The organism is Gilvimarinus sp. F26214L (assembly GCF_054401055.1).
In genome coordinates this window covers 14,966-34,389 of the sequence record NZ_JBTIYG010000004.1, presented here as the reverse complement: position 1 = coordinate 34,389, position 19,424 = coordinate 14,966, and the positions used below count along the sequence as shown (strand labels likewise).

Below are 19,424 nucleotides of genomic sequence, written 5' to 3'. Positions count from 1 at the left end.
TGGCAAAGGAAAGGTCTCTTGGAAAAGTATCATGCGTGAATGGTTAACCGTAATTGTTGCCCTACTGATTCTGGCGGTCATTCTGGACGGCGTGCGGCGAGCGCGCCAGGCGCGGCAATCCGGGTTGCGAATGCCCTCAAAAGCGCAGCGCCGTGCCAGGGAAAACGCGCAAACCTACGGCAGTGAACTCCCCAACGGGGGAGCCCGTGTGGCCAAGGTTCGCAAGCCCGATGATGCGCGCCAGCTCCACGAACAGCTCCGACAGAATCGGGAGACGCAGCGACCGCCTGCGCGCATTCCAGAGCAGGTTGCCTTGAACCTTGATGAACACGTTCCGACTCTGATGGAGGTTGAATCCATCGAGGAGGAGGCAGCATCTGCCGCTGACGCAACCCAAGCGGCCGAGTCGACGCCGGAGCGACGTATTGAGCCGCGCTTGAGCGAGCCTGACCTTGAGCCCATTGAAAGCCCGGCTTCATACGACGATCTGGAGGCGGACACGTCTGCCATGGGCGCGGGCGACACCAATGACCGGATCGAACCCCTTGAGGAAACAGACGCCGAAGGCGACGACTACCGGGAGCCGGACGAGGTGCTGGTCATCAACGTGATGGCACCGAAGGGCGAGCACTTTCGCGGCGATTTGCTGCTGGAGACGGTGCTCGATTGCGGAATGCGGTTCGGCAGCATGAACATTTTTCACCACCACCAGGGCAAGGCCGTGCTCTACAGCATGGCCAATATCGTTGTGCCCGGCACCTTCGACCTGGCCACCATGCGGGAATTCAGCACGCCGGGTGTGAGCCTCTTTCTGGCCCTTCCAGTGGAAGCGGACAGCAGCCAGGCATTCGAACGGATGCTCACCACCGCCAGGGCGATTGCCTCGGATCTGGGCGGTGAAATGAAAGATGAAAACCGCAGTGTCATGACCGCGCAAACGGTGGAACACTATCGGAGCCGCATCAAGGAATTCGAGCGCAAACAGCTTTCCAAAGCACCCCATTGATCCGCGAGGCCGCCGTTGAGCGATAGAGCGTCTTCCATCAGTCCAGAAATCGTTCAGCGTGCTGCGCAGCTTCGCGAGCAACTGAACGACCACAATTACCGCTATTACGTGCTTGATCAGCCGGACGTTCCCGACGCCGAATACGACCGTCTGATGAATGAGCTGAACGCACTTGAAGCGGAGCATCCCCAGCTTGTTTCTCCCGACTCTCCCACCCAGCGGGTAGGGGCAGCTCCGGCCACGGGCTTCGAGCCGGTGCGCCACGAAGTGCCCATGCTGTCCCTGGATAACGCTTTCTCCGACCAGGAACTTGCGGATTTCAATCGCCGTGTTGGCGAGCGCCTGAAAACCGGTGCGGACATCGAGTATGCCTGCGAGCCAAAGCTCGACGGAATCGCCATCAGTCTGATGTACGAGGACGGCATCCTGGTGCGCGGCGCTACCCGTGGCGATGGGCAGACGGGGGAAAACATTACGCAGAACGTTCGGACCGTTGCGTCGATTCCCCTGCGGCTGCGCGGAAGCGGCTACCCGAAGGTCCTAGAAGTTCGCGGCGAAGTGTATATGCCCAAGGGCAGTTTCAACAGGTTGAACGAAGCAGCGCGGGAAGCCGGGCAAAAAACATTTGTAAATCCTCGCAATGCGGCCGCCGGAAGTTTGCGACAGCTCGATCCGCGAATCACCGCCAGTCGCCGCCTTGAGTTCTGCGCCTATGGTGTGGGGCAGGTGGAAGAGGGTACTTTACCGGACCGGCACAGCGACATCCTGGCGGCAGTGAACCGCTGGGGCTTGAAGATCAGCGACAGGATTGCCGTGGTCAAAAACCTGGCAGGTTGTCTCGACTACTACCTGAAACTGGAAAAGGACCGCAGCGCGCTCGAGTACGACATCGACGGAATCGTCTACAAGATCAACAGAATCGATCTGCAACGCGAGCTCGGTTTTGTTTCGCGCGCGCCGCGCTGGGCTATCGCCCGCAAGTTTCCCGCCCAGGAGGAAATGACGCGCCTGCTGAATGTGGAGTTCCAGGTGGGGCGTACCGGCGCCGTGACGCCGGTGGCGCGCCTGGAACCGGTGTTCGTCGGTGGTGTGACGGTCTCCAATGCCACCCTGCACAACCAGGACGAAATCAATCGGCTTGGTGTTCGCATTGGCGACACGGTCATCGTTCGCCGCGCCGGCGATGTGATTCCGCAGATTGTCTCGGTGGTCAAGTCCGAACGGCCAGATGATACACAGGAGATCAGCTTCCCTCACGAGTGCCCGGTTTGTGGCTCGCCGGTGGAGTCCGTCCCCGGCGAGGCGGTTGCACGCTGTACGGGCGGCCTGATTTGCGAGGCTCAGCGCAAGGAGGCCATCCGCCATTTCGCCTCCCGCAAGGCCATGGATATCGACGGGCTTGGCGACAAACTGATCGAGCAACTGGTGGACCACCAACTACTGCGCTCAGTGGCTGATGTCTATCGACTGGACGCCGAGACATTGGAGCGACTGGAGCGGATGGGCAAAAAATCCGCGGAGAACTTGATCGGGGCCATTGAGTCGAGCAAGGCCACAACGCTCGCCCGCTTCCTGTACGCGCTGGGCATCCGTGAGGTGGGTGAGACAACAGCACGGAATCTGGCGCGCGAATTTGGTAATCTGCAGGCTTTGATGGACGCTGATCAGGAGCGCCTGCAACAGGTGAAGGATGTGGGACCGGTTGTGGCTCACTTCGTGGAAGAGTTCTTCCAGCAGGAAGAGAACCGCGAAGTCATCGCTTCGTTGCAGGCCGCAGGCCTGCACTGGGAAGAGTCCGACTCGGAGCCCGGTGCCCAACCGGAACCGCTGGCAGGTCGGACCTACGTGATCACCGGCACGCTGGAAAGCATGTCGCGGGACGAAGCAAAGGAACGTCTTCAGGACCTTGGAGCCAAGGTGTCCGGTAGCGTCTCCAAAAAAACAGATGCAGTGATAGCCGGGCCGGGCGCCGGCTCGAAACTCACCAAGGCCCAGGAACTCGGGATCACTATAATAGACGAGGCTGAGTTTCTGGCTCTTCTGGACGATCCGGCGGCGGCAGCAAAAAAATAAGCCGGTATTCCGTTATTGACATGGGGATGAATCGTGCGTGTGCGTGTTACAAGATGCCTGCTGGTGAGCCTTGCCTTCGTTCTGATCTCGGGCTGTGCGACCTCGCCTCCCAAGGCCATGGACAACGTCTGCCACATCTTTGAAGAAAAGAGCGGCTGGTACAAGGCCGCAAAAAAAGCGCAGGGGCGGTGGGGCACACCGATTCCGGTGACCATGGCGTTCATTCATCAGGAGTCTCGTTTTCACGCCAAAGCCAAGCCGCCACGCCGGCGTTTTCTCTGGATCTTTCCGGGGCCACGCCTGAGCTCCGCCTACGGTTATCCACAAGCGAAGGACAGCACCTGGGACTGGTACAGAACGTCCAGCGGCAACGGCTGGGCGGACCGTGACGATTTTGCGGATGCGGTCGATTTTATCGGCTGGTACAATGCGGAAAGCCGGCGACGCAACAGGATTGCCGCTACCGATGCCTACCACCTGTACCTTGCCTACCACGAAGGTCACGGTGGTTTTGAGCGCCGGTCGTTCAGAAACAAAGATTGGTTGAAGTCCGTGGCAAAGAAGGTCTCCGCCCGCTCCATTCGCTACACCCGGCAGTTGGACAGCTGCCGGGATGAACTGGAGGATTCAGGATGGTGGCCTTTTTGAGCACGTTGGGGTGAGAAATACCATGGACCAGGAATCCATTGTGTACGGCTGCATCAAGGATGTGGCCTACCACTACACAGAAGTTGAGCGGCGGCGGGTGAATCGGGACGCCATGCTTTCACTTCCCAGCGGGGAGGAGTGGCCCTTTCTCAGTCAGGAAATGTTTTCCATTCCGCGTCTGGAAGGGGGCGCCGGGCGTTATCAGACGCAGGTCATGCATTTCGGTGCATCCTACAAGGCTGTGGAGTACGAGTGGGATCAATGGATTGCCACGTTCGAGTCCTTGTTGCGCAGGATGTACTGGGTTTCGGCCACGGTGCATCTGGAAACGGAACTCAGCGGCATCCACACCTTTCACTGGACGTCGTTGTCCGATTCCCATACCCCCGGCGCCTGCGACATTCAGGTGCAATGTGAATGGAGCCGGGAAAACGTTATCGGAATGTAGGGTCAGGATCTGGAATCCTATTCGAAGGCCGGGCTCCAGGCCCGGGCTCTGAACACCTCCGCAACTGGAAGTCATATGTTCGGCAACAAAGCGGTTCGATACATTGTAATGGCTACGCTGATCCTGGGTGGCGTAGCGTTTATCGGGCTGGCCATGAGCAGCCTGGACATCGGGTCCGAGCGGATTATCGGCGAGCTGCTGGCGGTGTTTGTACTGATCGGCGCTCTGATGCTTGCCGCTTTTATCGCAGCCCTGGGGTTGCGCGCGCTGCAGAGCCGCAGGGAAAAAGACGAAAACAGGGACGATGAAGAGGAAGACTGACAGGCTGTTGTAACGCAAGCTGATTGCAACCGCCTGCTAAAACCGGATCGGAAGCGATCCATAACCATAATACAAGGATACCAGCGCCGCTCTTGAGAGCCGGTGACTGGGAACCAGAGAGAAGTGGAGAGGCAAATGCTGGGTGATAACGCCACTGTGGTGGATGTGTTCAACGAGAGCGTCAAGAAATATCAGAATAACCGCGCCTTCACTTGTCTGGGCCACACGCTCAGCTTCGCGGACCTGGACCAGCTCAGCGCCCGATTCGCAGCCTACCTGCAGAACGAGACGAGTCTTGAGCCTGGTGATCGGATAGCCATTCAACTGCCCAACGTCCTTCAGTATCCGGTGGTGCTGTGGGGCGCTCTGCGCGCGGGGATGGTGGTGGTTAACACCAACCCTTTGTATACCGCCCGCGAAGTTCAGCACCAGCTCAAGGACTCTGGCGCGAAAGCGCTGGTGGTGCTTGCCAACGTGGCGGCTGCCGCAGCAAGCGTGGTAGCGGATACGGAGGTGGAACAGGTGATTGTTACCGAAATCGCCGATCTCCATCCTCCCCTGAAGCGGCTGTTGATCAACAGCGTTGTTAAATACGTTCAAAAGGGCGTGCCGTCGTTTTCCTTCCCGAACCAGGTTCCACTGAACAGTGCGCTGAAAACGGACGCCGGGCTTTTCCAGCCCGTGAACCGTCGCCCTGAGGATCTTGCGGTTCTTCAGTACACCGGGGGCACCACTGGCGTTGCCAAGGGCGCGATGCTCACCAATGCGAACCTCGTAGCCAATAAGGAACAGCTGTCCGAGCACCTCAAGGACATCATGCGCGAAGGGGAAAATGTCACCTGGGTGGCGCCGCTGCCCCTGTACCATATCTACGCCTTTACCGTGCACTGCATGTCTATTTTCAGCGCCGGCAATCACAACCTGCTGATCCCCAATCCGCGTGACCTCGACTCGTTCGTAAAGGCCCTGAAGGGTGAAACCATCTACGGTTTCGTGGGGCTGAATACGCTGTTCAATGCCTTGTGTCAGCACGAGGGATTCCGCAAGCTGGACTTGAGCTCGTTGCAGTTCACCAGCTCCGGCGGTATGGCTCTCACCAAGGATACCGCGCGTTTGTGGACTGAGGTGACCGGTGTGGTACCCGGAGAAGGCTATGGTCTTACCGAGACCTCACCCGTGGTCTCCGCCAATCCGCCAGGCGGGATTCAGCAGGGTACGGTGGGTACGCCGGTGGCTGAGACAGAGCTCAAGGTCATCGACGAAAAGGGAGAGACGCTCCCCACAGGCGAGGTCGGCGAGCTGTGCGTGCGCGGTCCCCAGGTCATGAAAGGTTACTGGAATCGGCCTGAAGAAACGGCCAAGGTGCTCAGCGAAGACGGTTGGTTCAAGACCGGCGACATGGCCATGGTCCAGGACGATGGATACCTGCGAATCGTTGATCGGAAGAAGGACATGATTCTGGTCTCCGGTTTCAACGTATATCCCAACGAAGTGGAAGACATTCTCTCCGAGCATCCGGGCATCCTCGAAGCGGGGGCCATTGGTGTTCCCGACGAACACAGCGGTGAGGTGGTAAAGGCCTTCGTAGTATGCAAGGATCTGAATCTTACGGTGGACGATGTCCGGGCTTTCGCCAAAAAGAACATGACGGCCTACAAGGTTCCGAAAATCGTGGAGTTCGTTGACAGCTTGCCCAAGTCGCCGGTTGGAAAAATCCTGCGTCGCGAGTTGAAAGAAGCCGATCAGAAAAAACAAGCATAACGAATATCGGCTTCCGGCTGATCAGATGTCCTTATGAAGAACGCACTCATTCTTTCGGGTGGTGGAGCCCGTGCAGCTTATCAGGTGGGTGTGCTCTCCGCAGTGAAGGACATTCTCCCTGCATCGGCTCACAACCCTTTCCCCATCATATGCGGCACTTCCGCCGGGGCCATCAACGCCCTGGCGTTGTCGACCCATAGCGGTAGTTTCCGCGAGGCGGTTGCCGATCTGTACAGCATCTGGGGCAACATCGCCATCGAACGGATCTTCAAGACCGGTTGGCTGGAGCTGGGCCGCAGTCTTGCAGAGCTTGGCGGGTCTCTGTTCAATCAGGGGGCGGGGCGGGAACGTCCCATTTCCCTGCTGGACAATGAGCCCCTCCGGGAATTTCTTCTGGAAACCATTCGCTTTGCGAATATCCAGAAAGGGATCGAAGCAGGGGACCTGGAAGCGGTCGCCGTCACCGCCATGGGTTACAGCTCTGGCGAGACCGTGAGCTTCTTTCAGGGTCGGCCGAACCTGCAGGGCTGGCGACGGCATCGGCGGGTCGGGGTCGCCTCGGAGCTGACCATCGATCATCTGCTGGCGTCTTCGGCCATTCCCACGATTTTCCCCACCGTCAAGATCAATCGGGAGTACTTCGGCGACGGCGCCATGCGGCAGCTTGCTCCCATCAGCCCCGCGTTGCACCTGGGTGCGGACTCGGTCTTCGTTATTGGGGTGAGCAGTAACCGCAACCCCGCCCATTGGCAGAGGCGCAGGGTCCGTGCCCGGCGCTCACCGTCCATGGGACAGATCATTGGCCATATGTTCAACAGCGCGTTCATCGATAGTCTCGAAGGGGACATCGAGCATCTGGAGCGCATCAACATGCTTCTGGAAAAAATCGAGGGGGACGTCTATACCGACTCGGGCGTGAGGCTCCGGCCAGTGAAGACCCTGGTTATCTCGCCATCCAAGGAGTTGGACAAGATTGCCGGACGCAAGATTCGCTACCTCCCCAAGAGCATGCGCTTTTTCCTCGGCGCAACCGGGGCGACCGCACGGGGCGGCGGATCTGCAGCAGCCAGTTATCTCCTTTTCGCCAAGCCTTTCTGCGATGAGCTCATGGAACTGGGTTATCAGGACGCCATGTGGGAGAAGGACGCAATCCAGGAGTTTTTCCGCGTTTAGATGGCCCGTAAGCTTTCGGCCGAATAACTCTGTTCAATTTAAATCGAAGCAGCTTCCCCGGACACAAAAAAGCCGACAGGGGCTTAGCCCCTGTCGGCTTTTTGCATTCAAATCGAGTCGACCTGTCTAGGCGACTGTCTCGATCTGTACAGCGGCGATGCGCTTGCCTTCGTCGGCGGCTTTCTGGAAGGACTCGATCTCGTTGAAGTTCAGGTAGCGGTAGATGTCGCTGCCCATACTGTCGATCTTGTTGGCGTACTCCAGGTATTCCGCCGGCGTGGGCAGTTTACCCAGGATGGCCGCTACCGCAGCCAGCTCCGCAGAGGCCAGGTAAACATTGGCGCCGTCACCCAAACGGTTGGGGAAGTTGCGTGTGGACGTGGAAACCACTGTGCTCTTGGGCGCGACCCGCGCCTGGTTACCCATGCATAGAGAGCATCCGGGCATTTCCGTACGCGCACCCTTGCGACCGTAAATGCTGAAGTAGCCTTCCTCCATCAACTGGTGCTCGTCCATTTTGGTGGGTGGAGCGATCCAGAGGCGGGTGGACAGCTCAGCATCAGTGGCTTCAAGCAGTTTACCTGCGGCGCGGAAGTGACCGATGTTGGTCATGCACGAGCCGATGAACACCTCATCGATGTTGTTGCCAGCAACCTCGGACAGAAGCTTCACGTCATCCGGGTCGTTGGGGCAGGCCACGATGGGCTCTTTGATCTCGTTGAGATCGATCTCGATAACCGCCGCGTACTCCGCGTCCGGGTCGGCTTCCATCAGCTCCGGATTCGCCAGCCACTCTTCCATCTTGCGAGCGCGGCGCTCCAGGGTGCGCACATCGCCGTAGCCTTGCTCGATCATCCAGCGCAGCATGGTGATGTTGGAAGTCAGGTATTCCTTGATGGGCTCCTGGTCCAGTTTAATGGTGCAGCCGGCGGCGGAACGTTCGGCGGAGGCATCGGAAATCTCGAAAGCCTGTTCCACCTTCAGATCGGGCAGACCTTCAACTTCCAGAATGCGGCCGGAGAAGATGTTCTTCTTGCCTTTCTTCTCCACAGTAAGCAGCCCCTGCTTGATGGCATACAGCGGAATCGCGTTGACCAGATCGCGCAGGGTTACACCCGGCTGGCGCTCGCCCTTGAAGCGAACCAGAACGGACTCAGGCATATCCAGCGGCATGATGCCGGTGGCCGCTGCGAAGGCCACCAGCCCGGAACCGGCGGGGAAGGAGATACCGAGCGGGAAGCGGGTGTGGGAATCGCCACCGGTGCCCACTGTGTCAGGCAGGAGCATGCGATTCAGCCAGCTGTGAATGATGCCGTCGCCCGGACGGAGGGATACACCGCCCCGGTTCATAATGAAGTCGGGCAGCGTATGCTGGGTGTCGATGTCCACCGGCTTGGGGTAGGCCGCCGTATGGCAGAACGACTGCATGGTGAGATCGGCCGAGAAGCCCAGGCAAGCCAGGTCCTGCAGTTCGTCGCGGGTCATGGGGCCGGTCGTGTCCTGCGAGCCCACGGTGGTCATCCGGGGTTCGCAGTAGGCACCGGGACGCACACCTTCCATTCCGCAGGCGCGACCGACCATCTTCTGGGCCAGGCTGTAGCCTTTACCCGTGTCGGCGGGTTGCTCCGGCTTGCGGAACAGATCCGAGGGCTCCATGCCCAGTGATTCCCGGGCTTTCGCGGTGAGGCCGCGGCCAATGATCAGGGGAATGCGGCCGCCGGCCCGTACTTCGTCCAGCAGAACCTCAGATTTCAGCTTGAACTCGGAAATCACATCGCCGTTTTCGTTGAGTATCTTGCCCTCGTAGGGACGGATCTCGATCACGTCGCCCATGTTCAGGTCATCGACCGGGGCTTCAAAAACCAGTGCGCCTGCGTCTTCCATGGTGTTGTAGAAGATGGGAGCCACCTTGCCACCGATGCAGATACCGCCGCCCCGCTTGTTGGGAACGCCGGGAATGTCCTCACCGATGTACCACAAAACCGAGTTGGTGGCGGACTTGCGGGAAGAGCCGGTACCCACCACGTCGCCCACGAAGGACACCGGATAGCCGGACTGCTTCAACTCGTTGATCTGCTCTTCCGCGTTGTGTACACCTTCGCGGGGCACCTTGTACATAGCCTTGGCATGCAAGGGGATGTCCGGGCGGGACCAGGCATCCTGAGCCGGCGAGAGGTCGTCGGTGTTGGTTTCGCCGGTCACTTTGAAAACGATGGTCTTGATGCTCTCCGGAAGCGTTTTGCGCTTGGTGAACCACTCGCCGGCGGCCCAGGATTCCAGTACGGCTTTCGCATTCTCGTTGCCGGCCTTTGCCTTTTCCTCCACATCGTGGAAGGCGTCGAACATCAGAAGAGTGTGCTTGAGTTCTTCTGCGGCCAGTGGGGCCAGCTCGGCATCGTCCAGGGCATCCACCAGCGGTGCGATGTTGTACCCACCATGCATGTTGCCCAGCAGGGCAACCGCCTGCTTGCGGTCGATCAGCGGCGAAGAGGCTTCGCCCTTGACAACGGCGGCAAGGAAACCGGCTTTGACGTAAGCCGCCTGATCCACGCCCGGGGGAACGCGATTGGAGATCAGGTCGAGGAGCGTCTCTTCCTCACCGGCTGGTGGATTTTTCAGCAGTTCCACCAGGTCTGCGACCTGTTCCGGATTCAGGGGTTTCGGGACAACACCCTCGGCAGCACGCTCTGCTACGTGGTTACGATAAGCTTCAAGCACGGTGGTTTCCTTCTGTTAAAACGATGACTCCCCGCGGGCCATCGGTGACCCGCACGGATGGCGAAGGGAAGAGGGAGCACAGACCACTGGGCAAGGGGCTCAGGGACACAACGCTCCCAATCGGGGCGCGTATTCTACAACAAGGGGGGGTGGGGCTCCAGTAGGGGGAGGATTGACCAGAGGTGGCATGGGAGCGGGGACAGATACCTGAGCGGACATGGCAGGTTGTGGGCGAATGGGCCTACAATGTGATCCTGCATTCAGCCATGACCGAAGAACCGCCTTTCATGAAGAAACGACCCCGCACACCCTGCATCGGTATCTGCTCCACTGGAATCGGTGATGACGTCTGTCGCGGTTGCAAGCGCTTTGCCCAGGAAGTGATTGACTGGAATGGCTACAGCGATGAAGAGCGGCAGGCCGTGCTGGATCGAATCGGTCAGCTCCTGGCCCAGACGGTGCAAAGCAAGTTCGAGTTGGTGGATAAGGACCGGCTCCTGGAGCAGCTTCGCTTTCATCAGGTGCAATGCAATGCTGACCGGCCCCCATACTGCTGGATCTTCGATCTGCTGCGGCACGGGGCCGGCAATATCAGCCAGGTTGCGGACTTTGGTATCCGGGTCAGGCCGGAGTGGGAGCACCTGCCCCTGTCGGAGCTCAAGACCCGGATCGACCGGGAGTTCTACGAACTGTCCTGTGCCTATTATGAGCGCTACATTCTGCCCGGGCAGCGGGCTCTTGGCGTCTGAGTGCCCGCCGGAAGCAGCCGCTCAACGTCGGGAGCGTCGTCGCCAGATCCAGCGCAGCAAGGTTCCGAGCAGCAACAGCGCCACAACCCACGGCAACGCCCGGGCTACACCGGTGATGATGCCGGAAACACCCACGAAAAGGTTGTAGACAAAACGCTCCAGCGACTGGCGGACCGGGGTGAAAACCTGGTCCTCGGTTTCCGTGTAGAAGTGGATGTTCAGCAGGTCCAGGTCGAGGCGTTTCTGCAGGTTTTTCCGCTGGGCCTCGATTCTTTCGATGTCCGACTGGACCCGCGACAGCTCCGAACTGACCTTGATCAGCGACTCAATGTCGTCGGCAGCGCGGGATTCCAGAGCTTCCAGCCGTTGCCGGTAGGACTTCAGCATTTCCAGGCGCTTTTCGGTATCGGTAACCACCTCCGTGAGATCTTCGGCGCGGGAGTTTTGTGAAGCGATTTCCCCGCCCTCCGAAGCTGTTTCCATCAGGCCCTCAACCCCCGGGTTTGCGATGCGAACCTGGATATTGGCGCTGAGAGCATAGCGGTCTTCGTGCAGCGAGGCGTCCACCAGGGTGCAGCCGAAAAAATCCTCTTTGCACCGTTCCACCGTCGCTTCATAGCGGCTGCGGATCAGGTCCTCTGCCAGCCGGACGCGGAAGTAGTGCTCCAGGGCCAGGTAGGGGTTGCTGGCCTTTTGGGCCGTCATGCGGTCGGCGGCAACCGAGCGTTCGCCCATGGCGCGCCCGGCAAAAGACGGCGCGGCGTCCCCCACCGGAGCGGGAGATACGCGCGGATCGTCGCTGCAGGCAGTGAGCAGCAGGGCGGCGAGCGGTACGAAAACAAAGGCGATGATCTTTTTCATGAGAGTGTCCGGTTCGATGAGAGTGCTCAGTGTTTGCCGGAATCAGCCGGAGATCGTGCCCGGCGGCTGGCTGCATTTTCCTGGCTGGGCGTTCATGGCCACCTGCGCGGAGCGCGGGTACGTACCTGAATCGAGGTTGCCGGAGCGGGTTTGGCAGCCTCATGCCGCACTCGGGCAGCAGACCGCAGTTTATCCCGAGCGGACGCCCTCCGCACAGGCCCGACAACGGGGTCCGCGAGCGAGTCTTAACACTGAGGGGCGCTTCCTATACACTATTGCGCCCTGTCGCGGACTGTGTCCGCTCAGTCGAACACTCGGTGGCTGCCCCCGTTTTGGCGCAGGCCGCTCTCTTCACAGCCAGTCATTGTCTGATTTGATCCGGAGATTTACATGTCCCAAGCCTATATCTGTGATGCCATTCGAACCCCCATTGGCCGCTACGGCGGTGTCCTGAGTGCGGTTCGCCCGGACGATCTGGCAGCACTGGTCATCAAACGCCTGATGGAGCGCAACCCATCCGTGGACCGCACGTTGATCGAGGATGTGATGCTCGGTTGCGTTAACCAGGCCGGTGAAGACAACCGCAACGTCGCCCGGATGGCGGGCCTGCTGGCAGGTCTCCCGACAGAAGTGGCCGGCGTGACCATCAACCGCCTTTGCGGCTCCGGCATGGACGCGGTAGGAACTGCCGCACGCGCCATCAAGACCGGCGAAATGGATCTGATCATCGCTGGCGGCGTGGAATCCATGACCCGTTCCCCCTTCGTGATGGGCAAGGCGGATGTTCCATTTGCCCGCAACTACGAACTGCAGGACACCACCATGGGCTGGCGGTTTGTCAACCCGCTGCTGAAGGCGCAGTACGGCATCGACTCCATGCCCGAAACAGCAGAGAACCTGGCCGAACTGTACAAGATCTCCCGTGAAGACCAGGACGCTTTTGCCTATCGCAGTCAGCAACGCGCTGCCGCGGCCCAGGAAAACGGCCGCCTGGCGGAAGAGATTACGGCCGTAGAGGTCCCGCGACGCAAACAGGATCCCCTGATCGTCGACAAGGACGAGCACATCCGTGCCAATACCACCCTTGAAGGGCTGGCGGGACTGAAGGCGCCATTCCGCGAGAACGGCACCGTGACTGCCGGAAACGCATCCGGTATCAACGACGGTGCCTGTGCAGTCCTGGTGGCCTCGGAAGAAGCGGCCAGGCAACATGGCCTGACGCCGAGAGCCCGTATTGTCGGAATGCAGGTCGCCGGTGTCGAGCCGCGCATCATGGGCTATGGTCCGGTCCCTGCCGTAAAAAAACTGCTGGCCAAAACGGGCCTCACAATTGAACAAATGGATGTAATCGAGCTGAATGAAGCTTTTGCGGCTCAGGCACTCTCGGTCACGCGCGCGCTCGGCATTCCGGACGATGCGGAGCACATGAACCCGAACGGCGGCGCCATTGCGCTGGGTCACCCGCTCGGCATGTCTGGCGCCCGTCTGGCAACCACCGCCACCCTCGAACTGCACAAGCGCAAGGGCAAGTACGCTCTGTGCACCATGTGCATCGGCGTTGGTCAGGGTATTGCCATGATTCTGGAGCGGGTTTGATCGAAATCGAATTGCGGACTCGTTGAGTCCGCACTCGATGTCAGTTGTTTTGTCCCGGGCCGGGGTTGTTGATGTCGCTCCGCCCGGGGGAAACGCTCATGAGTGATTCACATGCCGACGCGCATTTCTTCAGCTTTCATCTCAAGGAGCCTGTTACCACCGCGCTCCGAAATGGCACCCGCATCATGCCGCTAACCATCGAAAATTTCCTGCACTGCGCAACCCCCGATGCCTGGGTCCAGAACGCCCTCGATAACCAGCGTCTGCTGCTGATTGACCACGCCAATTGCGAGAAGAAGGCAGCCAGTACGGCACTGAACCTGATGTATCGCTATGTTGAAGACACGGAGCTGCTCAACAAGATGTCGCGTCTGGCGCGGGAGGAGCTGCGCCATTTCGAACAGGTTATTGCGATCATGGCGGCCCGGGGCATCCCCTACGAGCAGATTTCCGCCTCGCGGTACGCCGCGGAGCTGCGCAACGGAATGGCCACCCACGAGCCGCAGAAGCTGGTGGATACATTGCTCATTGGCGCCATCATCGAAGCCCGTTCCTGCGAACGCTTCGCCAGACTGGCGCCGCATCTGGACGCGGAGCTGGGCAAGTTCTATTCATCCCTTCTCAAGTCCGAGTCCCGGCACTTTACGGATTATCTGAAGCTGGCCGAAAAGGCGGCCGGTGGGAGCTGCGCGGGACGCCTGCAGGAGCTGCTCGACCGAGAGCAGGAGCTTATCCTCGCGCCGGACACGGAATTTCGCTTCCACAGCGGTCCACTGGCTCAGGTTTGATCGCTTCCACGACCCTGGGCACTCCGGGTGTTAAGATGGAGCCCAACGATGAAAGACCAATCTGATCAGGGAGGAAGTGATGAAGTGTTCCAGATTTGCGCGTAGCCGGTTGCTGCTGATCGGGTTTTGTTGGTCCGCTGCCTTATCCGTATACGGGCAGGATATGGAAGCCACGTTTGTGGATGCGGCCTGGACGGGCGAAGGCATTCCGCAAGGGCAGCAATGCCAGCGCTTTGGTGGCGAGAATCCCGAGTCTCCGGCGGTGCAATTGCACAATGTACCCGAGTCCGCCGAGGCGATCGTCCTGGAGTTCAGTGATCGCAGCTTTGTCCGCATGGACAAGGGTGGACACGGGAAGGTGGGCTACAAAATCGAGAGCGGCCAGAGCGAAGTGGTGGTTTCCCCGGTTCAGGGCCATCGTGAAGAGTTGCCGGAGCCCTTTTTTGTGGTCCAGTTGCATCAAGCGCCCGGTTGGGACAAGGCGGGGGCATATCTGCCGCCCTGTTCAGGCGGTCGGGGCAACGAATACTTTATCGACATCAAAGCCGTAACCCTGAGGGATGATCAGTCCGTGGGCACGGTATTGGCGCAAACCAGCATCCAAATGGCTACATACTGACGGTGTGATTGTGAGAGGCCCTTCTCGCAAGAGGGGCATGGAGTTTTGATTTGTTTTATGGTTGGAAGGTGGTGGGTGCCATTCTGGTGGTTCTCACGTTCAGCTCCGGGCTCAGTTTCTACAATCACGCGGTCATTCTCGACGCCCTCGCGCGGCGTCCCGGTTTTTCCGTAGAGTCGGTCTCGATCGCGGTTTCCCTGTTTTTCATCAGCGGCGGCATTACCGGATTATGGGTGGGCAAGCTGCTCAATCGCTACGATATTCGCTGGTGCATGACGGTTGGCGCAGTGGTGAGCGGGATTTCCCTGACTGCTCTGGCGCGCGTCGATTCCCTTCTTGAACTTTGTCTGGTTTATATCTGCTTTGGAGCAGGATTCTCCGCATCGGGAATCCTGCCGGGCACCACACTGGTTGCGCGCTGGTTTCAGAGAAAGCGGGCCATGGCGTTGTCGGTGGCGTCCACTGGCCTGTCCCTCGGCGGGATCGTCATTACGCCGGCCAGCGCGGCGTTGATGGAGTCGGTTGGCTTGTCCATCACGGCCCCCATACTGGGGCTGGTTTACATCCTGGGCGTTGTCCCGGTGACCTGGATGTACCTGAAAGAGAGCCCGGCGAGTATGGGCATGGGTGTGGACGGAACGCCGCCGACGTCTGAGTCTGAAAGCAACCGACAGATCGATGGCGTCAGTTGGTCGCGGGCCCGTCGGCATCGTTTTTTCTGGGGAGCAAGTCTCGCCTATATCTTCCTGATGATGGCCCAGGTGGGAGGGATTGCCCATCAATATGGGCTGGTGAGTGAAATCGTCGATAACAAATCCGCAGCGCTGGCACTTGCCATCCTTCCCGTCGCCAGCATCGTGGGGCGTCTGATCGGCGGGTGGCTGGTGGACAACATGTCCATTCGCAGCTTTGCCCTCGCCATGATCGTTCTGCAGGTTGTGGCTTTATCCGTACTCGGTTTTTCTGCCGGTGTTGCGGCCCTGTTTGTCGGGCTGGCACTGTTCGGCGTCACCGTAGGTAATCTGCTCATGCTGCAATCGCTCCTGGTTGCCGAAGCGTTTGGATTGCGGGATTACTCCCGGATTTTCTCCGCCACCAATCTCATGTCGTCGCTGGGCACAGCCTGCGGCCCCGCTGTTTTGGGTCTGGTGTACGCCGCGTCGGGCTCCTATTGGGAAGCTTATGGGGTGGCTGCGTTGGCGGGACTTGTGGGGCTTTTGCTGTTTGTGAGCGCGGGTCCGGTGAGCGCTGCGCGGCAGGCGGATTCGTTTGCAAGTCCGCAGGCCGCGCCTTATAAGCCGAACGGATAGGTATCGGGCATTCCCTTCAGCATTTTGCTGTCCAGTGGTTCCACGGCCCGGGTGTCGTCGAACCAGATATATTCATCGAACTGCCGGCCGAGCCGCGCTTTGAAGTAGTGGCTGGCGCGTTCGCTTTCGGGGCGATAGATCACGCCGATGGCCCGCTCCAGCCGCTCTTCACCAAGCAACTCCTTCAACTCGGGCGGATCGGCATCCCGCAGTCCCAGCAAGAAGTTTCCCAAGCCGGTGTCGTGCGCGCTGCGCTCCCAGCTTTCGGGCAGGGAAGGGCGCACCGTTTTAACCTGCATGGGGCCACCCCATTCACTCGCTGCCATGACGGTTCCGCCATGGGTGCCGAAACCGATCAGGTAGGCCTGGTCTCCATACGCCTGCCGGCAAAGCTGTCCCAGGTTGTGCTGTCCTCGGCGGGCCATGTCCGTTTCCGAGGCATCGCCCAGGTGTGAGTTGTGGGCCCAGATTACGGCCCTGGAATCCTCGCCGTGATGATTGAACAAGTTCTGCAGCGTGTCGAACATGTGGCTGTCGCGCAGGTTCCAGGAGTCGCTGTAGCCCTCGTACATGCTCCGGTAGTAACGCTCCGCGTTGGCGACGAGCCGGGCATTCTGAACCGCATCAAAAAAGCGCTCCCCGTCGCGGGCTGAGTAGCCCAGCCGTTTTTCCAGCAGTTCCGCGAGCATGCCCACCACCTGCTTTTCACACTCGTCGAATTTCCCCGAGGCGGCTGCGCGGCCATAGTGAATCGGGTCGTCCTCCCAGGGGAACAGGCAACCGTAACGCTCCCGGGCGATTCTGGCGGTCTGCCTGTCTGTGCGCTCCAGGTAGCCGAGAACGGCGCCGATGGAGGTAAACATGCTGTACAGATCCAAACCGTGAAAGGCGACCCGTTGGCCCGGCGTATCAAATTGGCGATTGCGCTCGTGGAGCCATTCCACAAAATCCTGAACCTGCCGGTTGCGCCACATCCAGGTGGGGAACCGGGTGAATGCGGTCCAGCTGGACGGAGGCACATCCAGATGCCGGACGTAATGATCGATGCGGGCCGCATCGGGCCAGTCGGCCTCCACCGCGACGAAATCGAAGTTTTTCTTTTCGATAAGCTCGCGGGTTATCCGCGCACGGAACCGGTAGAACTCCGCCGTGCCGTGGCTTGCTTCGCCAAGGCAGACGACCCGGGCGTCCGCGATGCGCTCCAGCAGCGGATCGAGGTCACAACTGTCGGGGTCGTCCATGGGCTCGGCTTCGGCGCGCATCAGCTCCGGCAGGGACAAATCCAGCTTCCGGGGCCGGGCCAGGCATCTGGCGCCTGACAGTGTTCTACCGCTGCGCCAGCCGCCGCGGCCCACTAGCGGAACAAACTGGACATCGAGCAGGGCTTCCTCCAGATAATCGTTTTCCGCGCGACGGGTGACGCGAATCAGCTGCTGGCGCGTTTCACTGAGGCCCACCGGCAGTATCAGGCGTCCGCCCACCCGTATCTGCTGTTTGAGCGCGGACGGAACATTGGGCGCCCCGGCGGTAATGAGTATTGCATCGTAGGGCGCACCGGCGGGCCAGCCCTGGGAGCCGTCCCCGTGGATGACCTCCACGTTGTGGTAATGAAGTTCCCGGAGAACGCGGCGAGCGCGTACCGCCAGCGGTCGATGCCGTTCCACGGTGATCACCTGTGCCGCGATTTCGGCGAGAACCGCAGCGCCGTAGCCGGAGCCGGTCCCCACTTCCAGCACCCGCTCTCCGCCTTCCAACTGCAGGGCATCGAGCATGAAGCCAACGATGTATGGCTGGGAGATCGTCTGCCCTTCGGCAATGGGGAGTGGACTGTCCTGGTAGGCGGCGTCTCTCAACTGATCGGGCAGAAAGGACTCCCGGTGCACCCGGTCCATGGCTTCGAGCACCTGTGGAGAGTGAACGCCTCGCGCTTTCAATTGCTGTTCCACCATGGCGTGACGCCGGGTGGCAAAGGCCTGAGGGTCCAGCATGTGGTGCTCCTTCGTCGTTCCGGGTCTTCCCATGCCCGGCCCCGGCTGCCGGGAAACTCTACTGCTGCGCCAGCCCCTGGCCAACCTGATCGGGCCGATAGAGTTGCAACCAGCGCAACACGTCTTCCCGTTGCAGCAGGCCCACCACCTGCTCGCCCCGCAGAACGGGCATCTGATTGACGCCGGCGCTTGATAGCCGGGCGAGCGCCTTAAAGCTGTCGTCGCCCGCTTCGAGGGTGAGCAGGCGATCCTGTCTGGTCATGATGTCCGCGACCCGGGTGTTCGCCCACTTGCCGCGAGGCACCTGGCGCACGTCCTCGAAGCTCACCATGCCCACCAACCGCTGCTGATCCAGAACAGGAAAACCCCGCTGCCCCTTGGGCAGCAAGTAGTTCTCCACCAGGTCCTCAACCGTGGACTCAGGGGAAAGCGCTGCAAAGTCGCTGCGCATGATTTCTCCGACAGTAACGCGCGCCAGGGATTCCTTCACGCTGGCCTCCTGATAGCTGACCATGGCTACGCGGGCCAGGAACCAGCCGATGAACACCAACCAGATTCCACCGGCGAGACCACTGCCAAAGAACGGGACCGATATACCCAGGATCATGGCGATTCCCGCCGTCATCAGAAGCCAACCGAACAGCCGTCCACCGCTGGCGGCCCACTCGGTGGAGCGCACGTAATTTCCGGTGGCTCCCCAGAAGATGGCGCGCAGAACGCGACCCCCGTCCAGAGGGAAGGCCGGAACGAGATTGAAGATGGCGAGGATGATGTTCACGTTGCCGGCCCAGAAAAGCAGGGTCGGCAGTGCCCCCATGCTGCTGAGCATCTCTTCCGGCGTGAGGTTCTCAAGCCCGCTTGAGTCCAGGGAAAAGCCCGCCGCGAGAAAAAACAACACACCCAGTACGATGCTGGTAATAGGCCCGACGATGGCGATCAGCAGTTCGGCGCGCCAGTGCTTCGGCTCGTCCTCCATGTGCGCCATGCCGCCAAAGATGAAAAGAGTGATGCGCTCCACCAGCGTGCCATAGCGGCGTGCCATCAACGCATGACTGAATTCATGAATGAGCACGGAAGCGAACAGCAACACTGCCGCGCCGATCCCCATGAGCCAGCGCAGAGGCGCGGACCAATCGGGATGCCACTGCGCAAGGGGGCCCAGTGCGACGGAAGTGGCGATCAGAGTCGCCACGATAAGGAGGCTCCAGTCCAGTATGACCGTGATGCCAAACAGGCTGCCCAGGCGAATCCCGCTCTCTCCCTGCCGGGGCCGACGGGAAGAGTGGGGCTCCCGTGCACTGTGCTTCATCTGACACTCCTTGCGGCCTGTTCACACCAATCAGTAAAGTGAGAAAAGCACAAATT

General features: G+C 60.1%; 16 protein-coding genes. 12 read left to right on the top strand and 4 right to left on the bottom strand.

Features of this window, described 5'->3' with window-relative positions; translation table 11 throughout:
• Positions 1-31 precede the first annotated feature (31 nt).
• The 7 genes from zipA to ACURWW_RS05570 all read left to right on the top strand — a co-directional run bounded on the left by zipA (position 32) and on the right by ACURWW_RS05570 (position 7,430).
• Positions 32-1,006: a cell division protein ZipA gene (gene zipA / locus ACURWW_RS05600; protein WP_445616025.1), complete on the top strand. Its 975-nt coding sequence runs from the start codon at positions 32-34 to the stop codon at positions 1,004-1,006.
• 15 nt (positions 1,007-1,021) lie between these two features.
• Positions 1,022-3,079, top strand: coding sequence for an NAD-dependent DNA ligase LigA (gene ligA, locus ACURWW_RS05595; protein ID WP_445616026.1), 2,058 nt, complete (start codon positions 1,022-1,024; stop codon positions 3,077-3,079).
• 39 nt (positions 3,080-3,118) lie between these two features.
• Entirely contained in the window at positions 3,119-3,727 is a 609-nt protein-coding gene (locus ACURWW_RS05590; protein WP_445616027.1) for a transglycosylase SLT domain-containing protein, read from the top strand.
• A 22-nt stretch (positions 3,728-3,749) separates the two neighbouring features.
• Positions 3,750-4,175 carry a hypothetical protein gene (locus ACURWW_RS05585; protein ID WP_445616028.1) on the top strand — a complete coding sequence of 142 codons (426 nt, stop codon included), beginning with the start codon at positions 3,750-3,752 and terminating at the stop codon, positions 4,173-4,175.
• Positions 4,176-4,283: 108 nt separating this feature from the next.
• The gene (locus ACURWW_RS05580; protein ID WP_458618443.1) at positions 4,284-4,496 is read left to right on the top strand and encodes a hypothetical protein; all 213 of its coding nucleotides are present in this window, start codon (positions 4,284-4,286) and stop codon (positions 4,494-4,496) included.
• Between the two features lie 135 nt (positions 4,497-4,631).
• Positions 4,632-6,257 carry an AMP-binding protein gene (locus ACURWW_RS05575; RefSeq protein WP_445616030.1) on the top strand — a complete coding sequence of 542 codons (1,626 nt, stop codon included), beginning with the start codon at positions 4,632-4,634 and terminating at the stop codon, positions 6,255-6,257.
• 33 nt (positions 6,258-6,290) lie between these two features.
• Positions 6,291-7,430, top strand: a complete 1,140-nt coding sequence (locus tag ACURWW_RS05570; protein WP_445616031.1) for a patatin-like phospholipase family protein — start codon at positions 6,291-6,293, stop codon at positions 7,428-7,430.
• Between the two features lie 126 nt (positions 7,431-7,556).
• On the opposite strand, the gene acnB is transcribed toward ACURWW_RS05570, so the two are convergent.
• A complete protein-coding gene (gene acnB, locus ACURWW_RS05565) occupies positions 7,557-10,148 on the bottom strand; it encodes a bifunctional aconitate hydratase 2/2-methylisocitrate dehydratase (protein ID WP_445616032.1) in 2,592 nt (863 codons plus the stop codon).
• Positions 10,149-10,435: 287 nt separating this feature from the next.
• On the opposite strand from acnB, the gene ACURWW_RS05560 reads away from it, so the two are divergent.
• On the top strand, positions 10,436-10,897 hold the full coding sequence (locus tag ACURWW_RS05560) for a DUF1289 domain-containing protein (protein WP_445616033.1): 462 nt from the start codon (positions 10,436-10,438) through the stop codon (positions 10,895-10,897).
• A gap of 21 nt (positions 10,898-10,918) precedes the next feature.
• On the opposite strand, the gene ACURWW_RS05555 is transcribed toward ACURWW_RS05560, so the two are convergent.
• The gene (locus ACURWW_RS05555) at positions 10,919-11,758 is read right to left on the bottom strand and encodes a DUF4349 domain-containing protein (RefSeq protein ID WP_445616034.1); all 840 of its coding nucleotides are present in this window, start codon (positions 11,756-11,758) and stop codon (positions 10,919-10,921) included.
• A gap of 390 nt (positions 11,759-12,148) precedes the next feature.
• Here ACURWW_RS05555 and pcaF point away from each other — a divergent pair, with 390 nt between their 5' ends.
• The 4 genes from pcaF (at position 12,149) to ACURWW_RS05535 (ending at position 16,071) form a co-directional block, all read left to right on the top strand.
• A complete protein-coding gene (pcaF, locus tag ACURWW_RS05550; protein ID WP_445616035.1) occupies positions 12,149-13,354 on the top strand; it encodes a 3-oxoadipyl-CoA thiolase in 1,206 nt (401 codons plus the stop codon).
• Between the two features lie 185 nt (positions 13,355-13,539).
• On the top strand, positions 13,540-14,142 hold the full coding sequence (locus tag ACURWW_RS05545) for a tRNA-(ms[2]io[6]A)-hydroxylase (RefSeq protein ID WP_445616059.1): 603 nt from the start codon (positions 13,540-13,542) through the stop codon (positions 14,140-14,142).
• Positions 14,143-14,221: 79 nt separating this feature from the next.
• Positions 14,222-14,761: a hypothetical protein gene (locus ACURWW_RS05540; RefSeq protein WP_445616036.1), complete on the top strand. Its 540-nt coding sequence runs from the start codon at positions 14,222-14,224 to the stop codon at positions 14,759-14,761.
• A gap of 50 nt (positions 14,762-14,811) precedes the next feature.
• Positions 14,812-16,071 (top strand): MFS transporter, encoded by a 1,260-nt coding sequence (locus ACURWW_RS05535; protein ID WP_445616037.1) that lies wholly within the window; start codon positions 14,812-14,814, stop codon positions 16,069-16,071.
• Here the strand turns inward: ACURWW_RS05535 and ACURWW_RS05530 are convergent.
• Positions 16,053-18,059 carry a protein-L-isoaspartate(D-aspartate) O-methyltransferase gene (locus ACURWW_RS05530; protein ID WP_445616038.1) on the bottom strand — a complete coding sequence of 669 codons (2,007 nt, stop codon included), beginning with the start codon at positions 18,057-18,059 and terminating at the stop codon, positions 16,053-16,055. The genes ACURWW_RS05535 and ACURWW_RS05530 overlap by 19 nt on opposite strands.
• Before the next feature lie 58 nt (positions 18,060-18,117).
• The gene (locus ACURWW_RS05525) at positions 18,118-19,368 is read right to left on the bottom strand and encodes a M50 family metallopeptidase (RefSeq protein ID WP_445616039.1); all 1,251 of its coding nucleotides are present in this window, start codon (positions 19,366-19,368) and stop codon (positions 18,118-18,120) included.
• Between the last annotated feature and the right edge of the window lie 56 nt (positions 19,369-19,424).